The organism is Leptospira sanjuanensis, from assembly GCF_022267325.1.
GTDB classification, from domain to species: Bacteria; Spirochaetota; Leptospiria; order Leptospirales; family Leptospiraceae; genus Leptospira; species Leptospira sanjuanensis.
Genome location: NZ_JAIZBG010000001.1, coordinates 3,880,323 through 3,896,673 on the forward strand (window position 1 = coordinate 3,880,323; position 16,351 = coordinate 3,896,673).

General features: G+C 45.2%; 16 protein-coding genes. 4 read left to right on the top strand and 12 right to left on the bottom strand.

Annotated elements, in window-relative coordinates; all coding sequences use genetic code 11:
- Window positions 1–40 precede the first annotated feature (40 nt).
- Complete coding sequence (locus LFX25_RS17590) at window positions 41–715, top strand: hypothetical protein (RefSeq protein WP_238731393.1); 675 nt, start codon at window positions 41–43, stop codon at window positions 713–715.
- Window positions 716–859: 144 nt separating this feature from the next.
- Here LFX25_RS17590 and LFX25_RS17595 read toward each other — a convergent pair whose 3' ends face one another.
- From LFX25_RS17595 to LFX25_RS17625, 7 genes are all read right to left on the bottom strand, one after another.
- Entirely contained in the window at window positions 860–1,444 is a 585-nt protein-coding gene (locus LFX25_RS17595) for a hypothetical protein (protein WP_238731394.1), read from the bottom strand.
- Window positions 1,445–1,469: 25 nt separating this feature from the next.
- Window positions 1,470–2,906 carry a M43 family metalopeptidase leptolysin gene (locus LFX25_RS17600; protein WP_238731395.1) on the bottom strand — a complete coding sequence of 479 codons (1,437 nt, stop codon included), beginning with the start codon at window positions 2,904–2,906 and terminating at the stop codon, window positions 1,470–1,472.
- Between the two features lie 109 nt (window positions 2,907–3,015).
- Entirely contained in the window at window positions 3,016–4,134 is a 1,119-nt protein-coding gene (locus LFX25_RS17605) for a quinone-dependent dihydroorotate dehydrogenase (RefSeq protein WP_238731396.1), read from the bottom strand.
- A 26-nt stretch (window positions 4,135–4,160) separates the two neighbouring features.
- Window positions 4,161–5,282, bottom strand: coding sequence for an ABC transporter permease (locus LFX25_RS17610; protein WP_238731397.1), 1,122 nt, complete (start codon window positions 5,280–5,282; stop codon window positions 4,161–4,163).
- Entirely contained in the window at window positions 5,279–6,235 is a 957-nt protein-coding gene (locus LFX25_RS17615; RefSeq protein ID WP_238731398.1) for an ABC transporter ATP-binding protein, read from the bottom strand. Before LFX25_RS17615 ends, LFX25_RS17610 begins: the two co-directional genes overlap by 4 nt.
- Window positions 6,236–6,302: 67 nt before the next feature.
- Window positions 6,303–7,034, bottom strand: a complete 732-nt coding sequence (locus tag LFX25_RS17620; RefSeq protein WP_238731399.1) for an SDR family oxidoreductase — start codon at window positions 7,032–7,034, stop codon at window positions 6,303–6,305.
- Between the two features lie 61 nt (window positions 7,035–7,095).
- On the bottom strand, window positions 7,096–7,986 hold the full coding sequence (locus LFX25_RS17625; protein WP_238731400.1) for a fructosamine kinase family protein: 891 nt from the start codon (window positions 7,984–7,986) through the stop codon (window positions 7,096–7,098).
- 111 nt (window positions 7,987–8,097) lie between these two features.
- Here LFX25_RS17625 and LFX25_RS17630 point away from each other — a divergent pair, with 111 nt between their 5' ends.
- Complete coding sequence (locus LFX25_RS17630) at window positions 8,098–9,027, top strand: glycosyl hydrolase family 18 protein (RefSeq protein WP_238731401.1); 930 nt, start codon at window positions 8,098–8,100, stop codon at window positions 9,025–9,027.
- A gap of 193 nt (window positions 9,028–9,220) precedes the next feature.
- A complete protein-coding gene (locus LFX25_RS17635; RefSeq protein ID WP_238731402.1) occupies window positions 9,221–10,636 on the top strand; it encodes a hypothetical protein in 1,416 nt (471 codons plus the stop codon).
- Here LFX25_RS17635 and LFX25_RS17640 read toward each other — a convergent pair.
- A complete protein-coding gene (locus LFX25_RS17640; protein ID WP_238731403.1) occupies window positions 10,629–11,612 on the bottom strand; it encodes a GlxA family transcriptional regulator in 984 nt (327 codons plus the stop codon). The two genes, LFX25_RS17635 and LFX25_RS17640, sit on opposite strands and share 8 nt — an antisense overlap.
- Window positions 11,613–11,769: 157 nt before the next feature.
- Between LFX25_RS17640 and LFX25_RS17645 the strand changes: the two genes are divergently transcribed.
- Window positions 11,770–12,159: a DUF1304 domain-containing protein gene (locus tag LFX25_RS17645; protein WP_238731404.1), complete on the top strand. Its 390-nt coding sequence runs from the start codon at window positions 11,770–11,772 to the stop codon at window positions 12,157–12,159.
- A 135-nt stretch (window positions 12,160–12,294) separates the two neighbouring features.
- Here LFX25_RS17645 and LFX25_RS17650 read toward each other — a convergent pair whose 3' ends face one another.
- The 4 genes from LFX25_RS17650 to LFX25_RS17665 are packed head-to-tail and all read right to left on the bottom strand — an operon-like array spanning window position 12,295 to window position 16,348.
- The gene (locus LFX25_RS17650) at window positions 12,295–13,116 is read right to left on the bottom strand and encodes an NADH-quinone oxidoreductase subunit B family protein (protein ID WP_238731405.1); all 822 of its coding nucleotides are present in this window, start codon (window positions 13,114–13,116) and stop codon (window positions 12,295–12,297) included.
- Window positions 13,113–14,522: a hydrogenase large subunit gene (locus LFX25_RS17655; protein ID WP_238731406.1), complete on the bottom strand. Its 1,410-nt coding sequence runs from the start codon at window positions 14,520–14,522 to the stop codon at window positions 13,113–13,115. The genes LFX25_RS17650 and LFX25_RS17655 overlap by 4 nt, the downstream gene beginning before the upstream one ends.
- Complete coding sequence (locus LFX25_RS17660) at window positions 14,523–15,731, bottom strand: proton-conducting transporter transmembrane domain-containing protein (protein WP_238731407.1); 1,209 nt, start codon at window positions 15,729–15,731, stop codon at window positions 14,523–14,525.
- On the bottom strand, window positions 15,728–16,348 hold the full coding sequence (locus tag LFX25_RS17665; protein WP_218739467.1) for a formate hydrogenase: 621 nt from the start codon (window positions 16,346–16,348) through the stop codon (window positions 15,728–15,730). The genes LFX25_RS17660 and LFX25_RS17665 overlap by 4 nt, the downstream gene beginning before the upstream one ends.
- Window positions 16,349–16,351: the final 3 nt, after the last annotated feature.

Below are 16,351 nucleotides of genomic sequence, written 5' to 3' on the forward strand. Positions count from 1 at the left end.
TCATTGACAAGATCCAAAAGAAGACTGTAATTATGGGGCTATGAAACATGTCTTTGCGTTAGCAGGTATTGCTTTGCTCGTTTTACTGCCGGCCGTGTTAGGTGCACAACTAGCTGGTCCTCCCGACGAGGAAAAAGCGAAGAAAGACGTTCAAATTTATTGGCTGAAAAAGAATGCGGGCGATAAAATTCAATCCATAGAGAGCAACGGCGAGCCGGTTCTTATCGAAAACGCAAAACCGAATGTCGATATCTTATACAAATTTCCATTTTTAGTTACCGCAAAACGCAAAGATGGTAGCGTAACGCGTACCGAAGTCGGCGCGAATTACGTTTTTGTTCGCACAAAAGGCTGGCTGTTTTCCGAATTGGGTTTCGGTAAGAATATCGTATTATCCGATCCCGGCAGAGAATCTCCCGATAAAGAAGTCGCGCTGAAATTGATCGAAGAAGGTCTGTTATCCGAGCGATGGAAAGGAAAAATAATCGAAAACCTAAAGATCGGAGATCCGATGGCGGGCAGCGATCTGGAAACGTATTGGTATCGTTATGCGGGTGAATACGAGGTTGCAGACTATAACACCCGTTATACGTGTACCGGAATGATCGTTCGTTTGTTTAAGGAAGAAGCTTCCGCAAACGATTGGAAATTGGATTGGAAAGAAAAGGGAATTTGTAGACAAAGCGCTGGAAATTCAAACGAACCTTCTCCGTGAAAATAGGAATCGGTTCGTTCTAAGAATATTTCTTGATTCGATTTTACGATCGATTTTCAAATCGGTTTCCGCAATTCACCGAAACCGATTTTTTTCAAATTCTTATCAGAGCGCGTTTTACGGATCCTTCACGATCAAATTCTTTTAAGGATTTTTTGTGGAAGGTCCGGACTTTCTGAAATTCTGATTCTCTCTAAGCTTATCCAAGCTTTCCTTTTTCAATCGATCAACAAAACGAATCGAACCGACTTTTCCCAATCGAAGTTCTTTCAACGTATTCTGAATCGAAGATCCGATTCTTTCATGAGTAGAATACTGTTTTAGAAAATTCTCCGTTTGAGCCTTATCCAAAAAATAATACGTTTTACCGTAAGAGAACACGGCCGAATTTCGAATCGAAGGATGCGCGTTTTCGTTCGAAATCGTCGATTCCAAATGATTCTTTGCGGAACTTCCTCCGAAATCGGCGATCAGTTCGTTGATCTGAGAAATCGCATATACTCGCAGGTCCGGATCTTTTGAAATTGCGATCAAGTATTCCTGAGGATTCGGATTGATTGCGAAGATTTCGCGAATCAAAGTTTCTTTGTCGATATGTCCGGTTTGTGTGGCGATCTCTTTGATCTTATTGTATTGAGTTTGATCCAAGGTTTGCGCTTGAACCGCCGAAGAAATCCATAGTAGTAAGAACGTGATTGAAAAAATAACGCCGTTGGTTTTGAGTTTCATAAGCCGATCCGTTAATTCCATTTTCTTAATATACCAGTGGATGAGAACGAAGTACCCATCCTTGTTCCCCGGTTAACTGAGTTTGATTGATCGCCGGATTTCCGGCCCAAAACATAAGATTGAGTCCGCCGCTGTTGAAAAATCCGTCCCCTAAACATTCTCCCAAGCCTACGAGATTATTCCCGTTTTGATCCCTGCATTCCGGGGTTTCCGGTAAAGGGTCCAAAGTGTATCGTCCTTTCACCACGTCCTTTTCCACGGGATGATAAAGACCTAAGAAGTGCGCACCTTCGTGTGCGATCGTTTTTGCGAGAAAAACTTGATCGGCCGAACAAGTTAAATCGGAGCCGACCGCTCCGCAGCCGGAAGCGGTTCTGTGATTTTCGATAAACACGACCATTCCCGATTTCGGAGTTCCGGCCACCGGAATCCCGGGAATACCGGAAGAAATTCCTAAGATGCCTGCAGGAGCGCTGCTGGAAACGGTATAATCTCGGGTGATATAGATGTTTAAAGAATTCGCGTCTTGAACGCCGGAAGGATTGGTTCTATAAAGAGATCCCAATGAATTAGCGACGTCTCCATAATCGTCCGTGATATTCGCAATCGTAAGATACGACGCACCCGCAGCGGCAACGGACGCAGTCACGCTTACGTCGATTTTAACGGTATTCTGTGCGTAAATATCTTTTACGGTTTGAATCATCGTCGTCATAGCGGCCGTAGTCGGGGTTGTAACCGCTCCGGGAATAAAAATCAGATTGATGTTCAACTTCTTACGAGATTGCCAAATCTTACTCAAACCGGAAGCCGCGCTTCCGAAAAGTCCGTTCGGCTCGGCGCGAAATTTATATTCTTCACAGGTTTGAACCGTATTGTTCGTGACTCTTCGAGTTGTGATCGACGGACTCGGAATGCTCGGTAAAATAAAGTCGGTTCCTAAGAGATTGGTAGTAAAGTTATTGTACCCCGAACTGGGAGCGTAATATCCAGGCGTCGCACCGATCGGAAATGCGGTCGTTGCGGACCGATATCCGGCGGACTCGCTTTTCCCGTTGTCTTGGATTAAATTACCGGTTGCCGTTTCCCAAAGAGGATAGATAAAACGATTCGGATTGGACGAGAACGCGTGGTTTTGTTCCGTATAAACGATTCCCATCGGATTATTTTTTCCGATGCCGGGAAATTTAACCGTACCAACCAGATAGGCCGTTCCTCCGTCCGCATAAGCGCCGCTTTCCGTTAATAAGACTTGGCTCAAGGTAGAAGTGGAAACGCTGAAGTTCGGTGCGCTTCCGCTCGTGCGGACGTTTTCCGCGGGATCGCAATAATAAAGAGCTTCGTTGATCGCATAAAGACCTAAAAGAAGTTGTAAGTTTTTGGCGGTATCGTCGTCTTTTGCGGGACAACCCCACATCAAAGAACAGAGAATCGAAACTATAACTAAAGATCTTCCCAACATATTCCTTCTTTCCTACGGTCTTTTAGAAAGCCCTAATATTCTAAAACAATCAATTCGTTTATCGTTCTTTATTTCAATCAAAAGGAAAGAATTCGGGAACGATCACAAACTATTTCGAATCGAAACGGAGTTCTTTTTCCTTTCCTACCAAATCCGACACCGATTTTAGATCCTGTTTTTTTAGGAACTGATCCAAAAATTCGAGAATTCTCAAAGGTAAAAAGGGCCCTTGATAAATATAACCGGTATAAATCTGAATTAGGTCAGCGCCCGCGAGAATTTTTTCAAGCGCCGCTTTTCCCGAGTCGATACCGCCGACTCCGATGATCGGAATTCTTCCTTTTAAAATTTGATAAGCGACTCGAACGAATTCAGTTGATCGCTTTTTTAGAGGAAGGCCGGAAAGCCCGCCTTCCTTTTCCACATTCGGATATCGCTTCAGGGAAGATTTATCGATCGTAGTGTTCGTCAAAATCACGCCGTTCAATTTCAAACTCAAAGAGGTTTCGAGCAACGCTTCCAAATCCTTCGTTTCCATATCGGGCGCGAATTTCACGAACAACGGAATTTTAAAATTCTCACCGAGTCCGTTTCGAATCCCTTGAATCAATGAAACGAAATTCTCCTGTTTTTGAAAATTGCGTAAACCCGGAGTATTGGGAGAACTGATATTGATAACCGCATAATCGCCGTAAGGCGAAAGCTTCTTCAGAGTATAAACGTAATCTTCGATCGCTTTTTCTTCGGGAACGATTTTCGTCTTTCCTGCGTTTATGCCGCGGATCTTTCTTTTTTTCTGGGAAGAAATCGTTTTCTCCGCCAAGTCCGCGCCGGGATTGTTAAATCCCATTCGATTGATGAGAGCTTGATCTTCCGGATAACGGAACACTCTGGGTTTCGGATTTCCGGGTTGGCCTTGGCCGGTGATCGTTCCGATTTCGACGTGACCGAAACCCATGCGAGAAAGAAACGGATACAGTTCTCCCGTTTTATCAAAACCCGCGCCCATTCCCAACGGATTTTCAAACTCGATTCCAGCAACCTTCGTTTTTAAACGATCGCTTTTATACGAAGTCGTCAATTCGATCATAGGTAAAATGCCGGGAAGCTTATTGCTGATCCCGAGAAGCGTCTTTGCAAGATCGTGTGCGGTCTCGGGATCCAAAGAATGAAAGAACGGTTTCAGAAACGTCGAATAGGCGGCTTGTCGAAGAAAAGAAGAAAGCATCTCTGAAACTTTTTAATCCGCATTGGTCAAGACCAGCGAAAAATTCTAATTCCCGCAAAAAGAAAAATCACTCCATATACGAATAGCGAAAGCACGGCCGGCAAGACGAAAGCGAATCCCGCTCCTTCGATAAAAACCGCACGCAACGAATCGGCCATCAACGTTAAAGGAAGATTTCTGATAAACGGCAAAACCGCTTCCGGAAAATTCTGATAGGAGAAGAAGATTCCGGAAAGAACCATCATCGGAAACGTCACAGCGTTCACGAGACCGTTTCCTACTTGAGAACCGGCGGCTCTCGATCCGACAAACATTCCGATACAAGCGAATGCAAAGTTACCCGAAAGATACACCAAAAGCGCGGCACCGATCGATCCTTCCAACGCATTTTCGAACGTGGAAAGCGTGAAGCCGAGCAAAATCGCGGATTCGACCGCAGTCACGATCAAACGCGTAAAAAAGAAAGAGAGAAGAAAATACAACTTGTTCATCGGTGTTGCGGACATTCTTCTCAAAAGCTTTTTCATCCGCATCTCGATCAAATTCCAGCCGACTCCCCAAAGACAAGAGTTCATCACTCCCATCGCGATCATACCGGGAACTAAGTAATCTATGTATCGCGTACCCTTGGATTCCAATCGTTCTATCTTGGAGATGAAACCGGTTTCGTTCGATCGAATCTTGGAAAGCAAAAGAAGATAATCCCTCTGTCCGTTCGGATTTTCTCCGTCAAAGGAAAAATGAACCGTTCCATCCTGAGTTCGTTCGACGATTACGTTCAACTTTCCTCGTTTGAGATCGCGGATCGCGTCTTCTTTGGAAAGAATCACGAATTTCAAAGAAGGGAGTGAGCCCGGATTGGAAACGGAAGAATTTTTCTCTTGATTTCGAGTCGGCTCTGAAACCGCTCCGGAAAAACCGTTTTGCGGGTTTTGAACGTCGTTTGCACTCAGCATTTTTTTAAGTTCTTCTAGTTGATAAGAATTTTCTAATACTGCGATTTTAACTTCTTCCGAGCCCTGTCCCGCGAAAGCGACTCCTAAAACTCCGGCCATTGCGATCGGAAATAAAAACGCCCAAAATAAAATTCCGGGTTCTCTGAAGAATTCCTTCAGCTGAATGCCGACCAATTGAAATATCTGTTTCATCCTTCCAACCCTCTTCCGGTCATACTCAAGAAAAGATCGTCCAATGTCTTTTTATGACATTCTAACGTGTTTAATTTTTTACCAGATGAGCCGATCGCCTGCATCAATCCGGGAAGATAATCTGCGATCGCGGAAACATAAATTCGCGCTTCGGACTTCGCTTGATCCCAGAAAAATTTATATCTTCCTTTTTCGGGAATCCAAGATTCGGGGTTAGAACCGTCTTCCATGGAAAACCGGATGATTTCTCCTCCGTCCGTCCTGCCGAGAAGATCGGAAAGCGATCCCTGATCCAAAATCTTTCCTTTATCCATGATGATGATCCGTTCGCAAAGCGTCTCAGCCTCTTCCATGTAATGTGTGGTGAGAATCATCGTGGTTTTGTTTTCGCGAAGACGATCGAGAATTTTCCAAACGTCCCGTCTCGCTCCGGGATCCAGTCCGGTTGTGGGCTCGTCCAAAAAAAGTATTTCAGGATAATTTAATATGGAAACTCCGAGCGCAAGCCGTTGTCTTTGACCGCCGGAAAGATTGCTGACGTACGCCTTTCGTTTTTCTTCGAGATTGATCAATTCGAGAATCTCGTTGATTCTTTCCTTTTTACTTTTGTAAAAAGTCCCGAAAAGATCGAGGGTTTCCTGGACCGTAATCCGATCCATAAAACGCGTTTCCTGAAGCGCCAAACCGATCTTGGATCGTAGAAATGTTTCGTTTTGTTTCCAAGTCGTTCCGAGAATCGAAATCGAGCCGCCGTCCGGTTTTTGAATTCCTTCCAACATTTCGATCAAGGTCGTTTTACCGGCGCCGTTCGGTCCGAGCAAAGCGACAAATTCTCCCTTAACGATTTGAAGACTTAGATCGTTGACCGCGACCGTGTTTTTAAATCGTTTGACCACGTTTTTGACGTCGATCACGGTTTCCGTAGAACTATTAAGATTTGTATTCCGGTTCAAGAGATGTCCTTTTCATACTACATTCTAAATTTTGAATTCGTTTGTGCGAACTTATGATTACGATTCCTTATGCGTTTTTAATCATTCTATAAATCAAAGAAGGAAAAAGTCGGAGTGCGACTCCTAAATACTTTACGACGCCGATTCCGATATACGTTCGATTCTTTTCAAGCGCGGCGATAAACTCGTCCGCAAGGGCGGAAGTGGTCAGTTTATTTTTTCCCCTGCCCGCTGTCATCGGAGTATCCACCTGTGGCGGAAGCATTTCGATCACTTTGATATTGGTTCCTTCGAGTTGGTAACGGAGCGCTTCGGTGAACATATGTAAGCCGGCCTTGGTTCCACAATAAAGCGGTGCCGATCGTTTCGGAACGAGCGCCAGCCCCGATGTTACGTTTACGATCGCCGATTCGGAATGCGTTTTTAAAACCGGAATTAAAACCGAAATCAATCGGACCGGAATCGTTAGATTCGTATCGATTTCTTTTTGGATAAACTCCGTTTGATCCGGATCTTTGGAAAAATCCGGATTGTATTGAATGCCCGCGTTGTTGATCAAAATATTAAGCGAAGAATATTTTTTACGGATCGTCGATACGAGTTTTTCGAAGTCCGACGGTTTGGTGAGATCGCATCGAATCGTTTCGATCCCGGGAACGGAGGATAACTTAGAAAGGGAATCCTTGTTTCTTCCCAAAGCAAGAACCGTATTTCCCAAACCCGCAAATCGTTTTGCAAGTTCCAAACCGATTCCGGAAGTCGCGCCGGTGATTAAAATCGTATTTCCAGAAAGTTTCATGATCCGCTTATCTTTGTTTCGCAAACGAATCAAGCAAGCAATTCGCGGTTTTTAAACGGAATTAGCTCTTACCGTAATAACGCAGAATTTGTCGAAGTGAGGAAAGGTAAGAAGGACCGAAAAGATTAATATGAACTAAGATCGGATACATCTGCCAAAAAGGAATTCGATCCTTTAAATGATCCGGGTCGTCGATCCCGCACGAAGAAAGAATCTGCTGCATCTCCTCCAAGTTCAAAGAACTTCCGAAAAGATTCAACATCGCAAGATCCTGTTCGGGATGAGAGAATGCGATCGAAGGATCAATCAAATACGAATGTCCGTTTTTGCCCGTCAGAATATTTCCGGACCAAAGGTCTCCGTGAATCAAACGGGGTTTTGCCTGATTGAGATTCCATTCTTCCGTAAACTTTTCGAATACATCCCTTACGTTTTCAAAATCCTTCGTCGTAATCAGTTTTCGGGAAGAAGCCAACTCGAGCTGCGTTGTTAAGCGACTTTCCCAAAAGAATTCGGAAAAGGTCGGGTGCCATCGATTCTTTTGCGGAAGGGTTCCTATAAAATTATTCCGTTTCCATCCCCAGGAATTCGAATCCTTGCGGTAGAGAAGTTTTAGACTTCGGATTAAATCCTCGCGGGTTCCCGAGGCAGAACCCGATTCGACGAAATCCATAACCAACAACCAGGCATTCCCCGCTTGTACGATTCCATAACATTCTGGAACTCTTACGCCGATTCTATAAAGTTGTTCCAGGGATTCTTTTTCGGTTTCCGCCATATCGCGGTTTTTGATGACCTTAACCGCAAAGGAGTGATTCGGAACGGTAGCGAGATAGATTTCATTGAGGCTGGAGGAATGAAAGGTCACTCTCGGTTTTTGACCGGAATTTAAAATTCCGAGCCTTTCCAAGCCTTCGCAGATCGCTTCTTCTAAACCCGCTTTGATAACCACAATTTCGCTTCCTCCCGGATGACTCCGGTCCTTTTCATCTGATTAGAAAATCGGTCTGAAAGGTTCCCGGATTGATTGAAATTTACAAAATGGTTTTATAATCCGTAAGACGTGAGCATCTTCAGAATTCTTACCGTACTATCCTTGTTTGTCGGAAACGCACTTTGGGCTCAGGAAACATCGAATCATTGGAATTACGTTTTGTTTACAACGATAGAAACGCGTTCATCCTCTTACTGGACGGAGATTCTCTCCAAATCACATACCATTAGTTATACAGGGAATACCATATTATCAGATGGGACGTTGAAAGCGGCGAGGCTGCCGCAAGATTTCGTATCTTTATCGAAGAATTATAAAATTCGACTGATTCCTCTGATCACGGCCGTTTCTAAAAACGGTTCGAGCTTTCTTAAATCGAATGCGACGATAGAAGTTGCGATTCGGAATATCATCGATGTCTTACATTCAAATCCGCATTTAGCGGGAATTCATTTGGACATAGAATCCATTCCTAAATCGGAAATCGCTTCGTATAAACAGTTCCTGAGAATCTTAAAAAAACGTTTCTCCAAGGATCGGGTAATCACAATCGCTGTTTTTCCGCAGATCGACTTTCCAAATCCAAACTATGTGATTCATTCCGATCTCTTTCAAGAAAAAGCGATCGATGAATTTGTACTAATGAGTTACGATTACCATTCTCCGCAAACGTCACCTGGTCCGGTGACTTCCTTATCTCTTACGAAAAAGAATCTGGAATTTTTATCCGAACGAATAGACCCTTCTAAACTCTGGTTAGGGCTTCCTTTATACGGTTATTTTTGGAATCGAAACGGTAAGGTAAGAATTCTCACACAAAAGGATTTACAAAACGAAAACAACGATCTCGAAATCGAAAAGCACGAAGACGGTTTTTTGATTTTAAAGAATTCGTCCGGAACCGGCGCCATCACCGATTTAAAAACATTAGAAAAATATAAAGAACTGGTTCGATCGTTTCGACTCAAAGGGACCGCGTTCTGGAGAATCGGTTTTTAAGTTTGGAATAGAGTCGGCAGGCTCTTCAACCTCGAATTCATCTCGTAGTTTTCTTCCGACTTTCTGTGCTTTCCGAAAACTTCGGGCTCATTTTTAATTTCCGGTTTCTTTCAAATGGATTTACGATTTCCATTCTATTCTTACAATGGAAATCGGGATTCTTTTGAAAGGAACCATTTAAAGAGGTTTTTTCGTGCAGGAAGTTCATCGATATTTGGATCAATATTTGGAAGAGAATATTCTTCAATCGGAAACGATTCATCGAATGAAACACGTCATCCATGAATTCAGCGTTCGAGCGCCCAAGGTTTTAGTGACGAAGTGCATCGATGGACGCGTGCACGGAAGCAAACTCAAAGGTTATCCGGTGACTACGATTCGTTTCGGAAGAACGGACGGAAACATCGTTTCGACGAACCTCAACAACTTCTGGTTTTGGAACCGCATCGATCGACTGATCAACGACGCTGCCTGCAACACTCCGAATACTCCCGCTTTGTTTATCGCATATATGCACCGATCCGATCTCCCCGGACTCGGCTGCGCGGCCCACAATCACGACGACCAAGCCGCGAGAAAAGCGATTCAAGAACAGACGCAAGCGGTTCGGAAAATGTTTCGAAAAGACAGACTTTATGTGATGGAAGGAATCACAAACACGGACTCGATGGCCGAAACTCTCATCTTCGAAGACGGAACCCGTTTGGATACGACCGAGTTCATCGACAACTTCGACTTCAAACATCCTTCCGATATCTTTCATAAGGCTTTCTTAAAATATCCGATCAAAGACCCTGCGACTGCAAGATACGTAGGTTTTAAAACTCCCGAAGAATTGTTCGAGGAACCGGAGTTTCGTTTTTTCAACGATTTTCAAACCGCGCTTTGTATGAAGTCGTATCTCATCCGTGAAACCGCTTCGATCGTCGTTTCGGACGATTTCGAATCGCAAAAGCTGATTCAACCGGAATTATTCCACGCGTTGATTCAAAAACTTTTTTCGGTAAAAGACCTTCCCCCTCTTTTGATTCCGGCGCTTTTGTATCAATCGATTTGGAATATCACGTATTCTCTAAATCAAAGACGCAAGTTGTCCTTTTTAAACGAAGAGGAAAAATGGAGGATCTTAGACCACGCGGAAGAATTGATCTGCTACGGCGACGGCTTTGAACTCTTGCAAAGAAACAAAGCGATTCTCGTCAAAACCGGAAGAGGAAACGATACGGACGCGCTAAACGTTGCGAGAAGGGTTTTGGAAAAGAATCGTTCGAAACAACCGGCAACCGAACCGATCTTAATTCATCTCAACGTGGAAATTTCGGGAGAACTTTCCGCTTGGGAAGATATCAACGAGAACATCGCTTCTAAGATCAACACCTTGCTGCGAAACTTGGAAGTCGTCTTTCAAGACGTGGAAACGATCGTACTGACTACGTATTCTTATCGGGATCAAAAACGTTTTTATCCCATACGCTCGAAAGACGATCCGAGAATCACATATCCGGTCGATATCCTGGAAGGAATCAATTCCGAAACCCTGTTTTCATCGATGGGTTTGAAATCCAGAGAAGCCATTTATTCGATGGAAAGAATGGGAAAGTTCATTTAAGTCGAGCCGGAAGAAGCTTAAGCGAATGACGTCGCCGATGTTCAAGCGGCGTGGTTCCGATATAACGCTTGAAAAGAACTCGAAAGAAACCCACATTTTCATAACCCACTGCATAACTTACTTCTTCAATGGAATCTCCCGTTTCCTCCAAACGTCTTCTCGCCCATTCGATGCGAAGGCGTTGTAAATACGTTGAAGGAGGTTCTCCCGTCGCTTCTTTGAATCTTCTTTTTAAACTTCTGGAACTGATACCGACTCTTTGCGCAAGAGATTCCATCGAAATGGCGGTGTTGAATTCGTTCTCGAGAATGTCCTGCGCGGTCGCGATCGGTTGATCGTCATGATGCTTCTGCGTAGCGAAGGTCATAAACGGAGTTTGCGAAATTCGATCCGAATCGAGAAGAAAATGTTTCGCACATTTAAGGGCGACCTCTCTTCCAAGAGATTGTTCTAAAACATGAAGACTTAAATCGTAAAAAGCGTTGCTGCCTCCGGAAGTCAGAAATTTACCTTGGTCGATCACTAACTTATTGATATCCAAACGAACGGACGGAAACATTCTCCGAAAAAAAGAAGCGAACTGCCAATGAGTCGTCGCGGACAACCCGTCCAACAATCCGGTAGCCGCAAGTAGAAACGCTCCGGAACAAACACTCGCGATTCGATCCGCTTTCGTAGAAGCGTCTTTCAGCCATTCGATTTCGAATCCGCATCGACGTTTGAGATTGAAAACATTCGGCCCAACGGCGGGAACGATCACAAGATCGGTCTTTTCACAACGACCGACTATATCGGGTTTGATCTGAACGTTTCCATGAAGTTGAACCGGTTCCGATTGAATCGCCGCGGTCCGAACACGGCAGATGGGAGGCTTACGCCGATTCTCCAAATCGATTCCTGCGAATTCAAAAAATTCGCAAAGACCGGTAATGACCGAGGCCGGAGCTCCCGGAATTAGCAAAATGACAACGTCCATATTCGGTATGGGAACGAGATTTAGCAAAATCGCAACAAAAACTCCGATTCGGATAATAAATGATCGGCCGAATCGCGTCGAAAACTGGCGCGGATACGCCTTTACAAAGAAAAGCCGAACTGTTAAACTACCCCCACAAATTTTAGGAGTTAGACGAATGATTTTAGCCGCAAGGATTTTAGCCGGTATCGTAGGTGCACTTCACGTATGGATTTTTCTTATGGAAAGCGTTCTTTGGATGAAACCGACAATTCACAGACGTTTCGGAGTTACGGATAAAAAGTTAGCGGAAGCGATGAAAGGGGTCTTTTTAAACCAAGGTTTTTACAACCTGTTTCTTGCGATCGGAGCGCTTTACGGGGCGATTTTTTTCGAACTTCACGCAAGCTACGCGCCGGCGATCATGATCTTTTCCTGTCTTTCGGTTTTCGGAGCCGGCACGGTTCTATTCGCTTCTAAACCTTCAATGGCACGGGCTGCGATCATTCAAGGATTACCGCCTTTGATCGCGATCGTTTTGATCGGAATAGCCGTTTCCGGCGGATAAGAAAAAACCGCAAAGAACTTCGAATCTCGAAATCCGGTGCGGCGTCGTATTGGATTTTTCTAATATGCTCGGTGACGAACGAGAAACAGTTTTTTCGATTCGGTTTCGTCGCGGAGCGTATTAAAATTTTTTAAACTACTTTGTTTCTCTTAAATTCTGAACGAACTTGGATAATTCCGCTCGAAAGGAGAATTCTCTCGTTCCCATCAGATAACGGAATGCGGATACGATTACGTCCGGTCTAGGAGGATCACCGCCGATAAATAGATCCGGCTCTTTCGGAAGTTTACCGAGTTTAAAAAGTCCTCCCGAAACCGCTTCCGATCCGGCGGCGACAAGCGCCTTCGGAGAAGGCATCGTTTCCCAAGCGGTGTCCAGCGGCCCTTCCATATTCGGTCCGACCGGTCCGGAATATACGAGCGCGTCCGCGTGTTTCGGAGATGCGACCACTCGAATCTTACTGGCTTCGGCGTCAAAGAGCGCGTTAAAGCTCGCGTTGATTTCCGCTTCGGTCGTGTTATTTCCGCTGGCGGCGACTTCTCTGAATTGAAATCCGGTTTTCTTGGTAGCCTTCCTGAATTGTTTCACCTCTTCGGTTTCAACTTCCTGTCTTTCGTCCGGTATGCCGTTCGTGTAAGTGACTTTCAAAGCCTCGCGATCGGTGGAATAAACGTGAACGAAACCGGAGTCGACGATCTTTCCTTCGGAACAAAATTCCGAACATCTTCCGCACTGAAGACAAGCCCCATAATCGAAACTCATCTTATCCTTAGAAATAATCTTGAGGGAATGAGTCGGACAAACCTGTTCGCAGGATTTGCAGGAAAGACAGGACTCGTTGGATGCAAGCACGGGAATCGGAATCCCCCGCGCGTTCGGATTCAAAGGGGATACCTTTTTGTAGTTCATCGTCTTTGCGGGACGAAGAATATTCAGTACTTCGAATATAACTTTCATAGATCGACTCCTACGTAACTCAGGTTGAAGGATTTGTTGTTCAACGGAAAGTCTCCGATGTATTCTCCCCTTACCGCCAATTCGAGCGCGTGCCAGTTTGGAACGGATACTTCGCGAATATACGCTTCTTCAATCGTCCCTTCGGCGTCCAAATCCAGGGAAACGAGAACCGGACCTCTCCAGCCTTCCACCGCGGAATAATACGTTCCTTTTTTGATCGCGGATTTCGCCGCGGACTTAACAGTCTTTACGTCGAGCGCAGCTTCCAATTTAGGAATCGCTTCAACCAACCACTGGGCGCTATTTTTCAATTCTTCATAACGCAGGTAGAATCTCGCCCACGCGTCTCCTCTCATATGATCCCGATTGAGGTCGAGTGAGATCGGTGAACTAAACGCATACGATTTTTCTAAATGACGAAGATCTCTGTTGAGTCCGGTGCATTTTTCCACCATTCCGATAAAGCCGAGATGTCTGACTTGCTTTTGTCGAATCACTCCGCAGGATTGAAGTCTTTCCCGGTTTGTGGAAGCGTCTGCCGCGCGCTCGAAATGTCCCGCAACATCCGCGGTTACCGACCGGATTCTTTCCGCGAGTTCGTTTAATTTTTCCCGGTTCAGATTCTTTCTAAGAAGCACTTTACTCGGAGACAAAGCCCCTCTTCCGAAACGATTTCCGGTCAACGCCTCCATCACTCCGAGAGGAACCCCTCTTTGCAAAGAACAAACCCCCTGCAACGGATAATAGCCGATGTCGCCCGCGATCGCTCCCATGTCTCCGATATGAGTCGCGATTCTTTCCAATTCGAGCAAAACGAGTCTTGCAAAGTCCAACTCTTGCGGAACCGTGATCTTCTGCGCTTCCTCGAAGATTCTAGAGAAAGCGATCGCATACGCGATCGTGCTGTCTCCCGAAACCGCTTCCGCATAAGGCAAAGAATCCTTCGGTCCTTTTCCCTTAATCAAGTCGATCAATCCTCGTTTTTGAAAGCCGAGGCGAATGTCGAGATTGCGGATCTCTTCCCCCTTTACGATAAAACGAAAATGTCCGGGTTCGATCACACCCGCATGAATCGGACCGACCGCGTGCGAATAATGACTCGCGGGAATCGGCACCTTCAATCCCTTATATACTAAATCCTTAATGCCTTTTTTGGTTACGAATTTTTCCACGTCCGTCTTGCGATCCGCGGAGATGTATCTTTCGAAATCATAGGAAGAATAATCCTCTTCTCCCTGATCGGTTCCGAGAGAATGTCTGAGAATCCATATCGGATTCGCGGTGTCTTCGTAAGCTTCCTTTTCGGAATATTCGACGACTTCGTGTTCCACTCCGTCGCTCGTAAGCCAGAAGCGGTTGTAACCCTTTTTGCCTTTTCTCGGATACAAACCCGTTACGCTGCGCATTCAAAATTCTCCTTGCAGTAGGTGGTAAAATCCCCAGATACCGAGAGCCAACACCATGATAAAAAGTAAAAGTGAGTTGGTCATACGGATCTGCAACGTACCGGCAAATTCCTTTGCGAAAGGCCGGTCTTCCAAATTGAAAAGAGGAACCGTTTTGTAGAGCAGCACTCCGAAAAAGATCAATCCCAAAAACGGAACGGTAATCACGAACCACTGACCCTGCGTCCAACCCACTTTTAAAAGCAGAAGATCGTTCACGAAAATCGGAGAACCGGGAAGAACAAACGCGACGAACAAAGATGCAGTGTAAAGCGCGAGCGCCTTTTTGTTGATCGAATCCGAAAGAAAGATCTTGCTGAGTTCGCGTTTACCCGCGTCCATTCTCACGATTCCCATCGTTAAAAAGAGAACGGATTTCAGCACGATGTTTCCGGCCATTACGAAGTTGAACACCGGATCCGGAAGGTCCATCCAAAGAAAAATTCCGATTGCACCGCTATGAAAGAGAGCCACTTTCGCGGTCATCATTCTCAAGTCGTTTCTTTGATACAACGCGACGATACTCTGCAACATCGTGATAACACCGAGGATCAACAAACCGTCCGCCGCGCTGAACGTGGTCGGATACAACTGATGATCCATGTGTATGAACGGTCGGAGCGCGTAACTTACCGCGACCGGAACGAAGGATGCGATCAATGCGGAGATTTGACTCGGACTTTCGCCGTACGTATCGACGACCCAAACGTGATTCGGAAAAAGTCCGAGCTTTGCTGAGTAACCGAAGATCGCCAACCAAAGCCCGATTTCGATCCACAGATTTTCGGGATGCTCGGATAATTTACCCGCCAACACTTCGACGGGATGATCGATACCGTGTAACGTAGCCGTTACGATGATGATCCCTAAAAACGCGATCCCCAATCCGAACGAGTTGATCAGAAGAAATTTCCAAGCGATCGGAAACGATTTGGACGTTCTGCTCGAAGACACGAGCAACGCACCCGTAAACGTGGTCGCTTCGATCAAGACCCACTGAAGCGCAAAACCTTCCAGGTTCCATGCGGCAAACGTTAATCCGACACAGAGGATCATCAAGAAAGACCACATTGCGATCTGTCTTTGTCCCCGAGTCGGCGCCAAAATATATGCGAGCAGAATCAGAAATAAAACCGCGGCTCCGATTCCGTTTAAAACGAGAAGACTCATACGGAAACCTCTTCTTTTTCGTTTTCGGAAGATCCTTCCATGCTGATTCTCAAGGTCGCCGCCGCGCCGATGATAAACACTGCGTCCAAAAAGGAACCGAACTCGATCCCGAGAGGAAGTTCCGTTCTTAAGATTTGAGTCAAAAGAAAGGTTCCGTTTTCAAAGACCGCAAAGGAAGCGATCACACCGACCCAGTGGCGTCGAACGACAAATCCCACCATCCCAACATACAAAAGAAGAAATGTGTAAAGAAAGGACATTTGATTCACTTCACCGAAACGAAGTTTAGTAAATCCTAATATAAAAAACCCCACTACGGCCCCTACCATCAACAGCGCGAAAGTGGGAATATACCCCACCTTCGGAAACGTAGATTCAACCGAGTTCGTTCTTCTTGCGGTCCAAAAAAGAATCCAAGGAGTCAGGACGACCTTGAACAAAAGGATCATTCCCGCCAAAAACAAACTGTGCTTTCCGTAACCGTTGTTTTCAAACAAGGGAACCAAAAGAAAAACGCTTTGAAACGCGAGCAAAAGCACGAGTCGTTTCAAACGGTTCTCGAGCAGGATCACGACTCCCAAAAGAAGTAGAATTAAATAACTGAATTCTGTTCCCATATA

Bases quoted from the DNA above. Each gene is read 5' to 3' on its own strand.
- LFX25_RS17610 (WP_238731397.1), bottom strand. From the start codon at position 5,282: ATGAAACAGATATTTCAATTGGTCGGCATTCAGCTGAAGGAATTCTTC.
- LFX25_RS17640 (WP_238731403.1), bottom strand. From the start codon at position 11,612: ATGGACGTTGTCATTTTGCTAATTCCGGGAGCTCCGGCCTCGGTCATT.
- LFX25_RS17655 (WP_238731406.1), bottom strand. From the start codon at position 14,522: ATGCGCAGCGTAACGGGTTTGTATCCGAGAAAAGGCAAAAAGGGTTAC.
- LFX25_RS17600 (WP_238731395.1), bottom strand. From the start codon at position 2,906: ATGTTGGGAAGATCTTTAGTTATAGTTTCGATTCTCTGTTCTTTGATG.
- LFX25_RS17660 (WP_238731407.1), bottom strand. From the start codon at position 15,731: ATGAGTCTTCTCGTTTTAAACGGAATCGGAGCCGCGGTTTTATTTCTG.
- LFX25_RS17620 (WP_238731399.1), bottom strand. From the start codon at position 7,034: ATGAAACTTTCTGGAAATACGATTTTAATCACCGGCGCGACTTCCGGA.
- LFX25_RS17605 (WP_238731396.1), bottom strand. From the start codon at position 4,134: ATGCTTTCTTCTTTTCTTCGACAAGCCGCCTATTCGACGTTTCTGAAA.
- LFX25_RS17645 (WP_238731404.1), top strand. From the start codon at position 11,770: ATGATTTTAGCCGCAAGGATTTTAGCCGGTATCGTAGGTGCACTTCAC.
- LFX25_RS17665 (WP_218739467.1), bottom strand. From the start codon at position 16,348: ATGGGAACAGAATTCAGTTATTTAATTCTACTTCTTTTGGGAGTCGTG.
- LFX25_RS17595 (WP_238731394.1), bottom strand. From the start codon at position 1,444: ATGAAACTCAAAACCAACGGCGTTATTTTTTCAATCACGTTCTTACTA.
- LFX25_RS17590 (WP_238731393.1), top strand. From the start codon at position 41: ATGAAACATGTCTTTGCGTTAGCAGGTATTGCTTTGCTCGTTTTACTG.
- LFX25_RS17650 (WP_238731405.1), bottom strand. From the start codon at position 13,116: ATGAAAGTTATATTCGAAGTACTGAATATTCTTCGTCCCGCAAAGACG.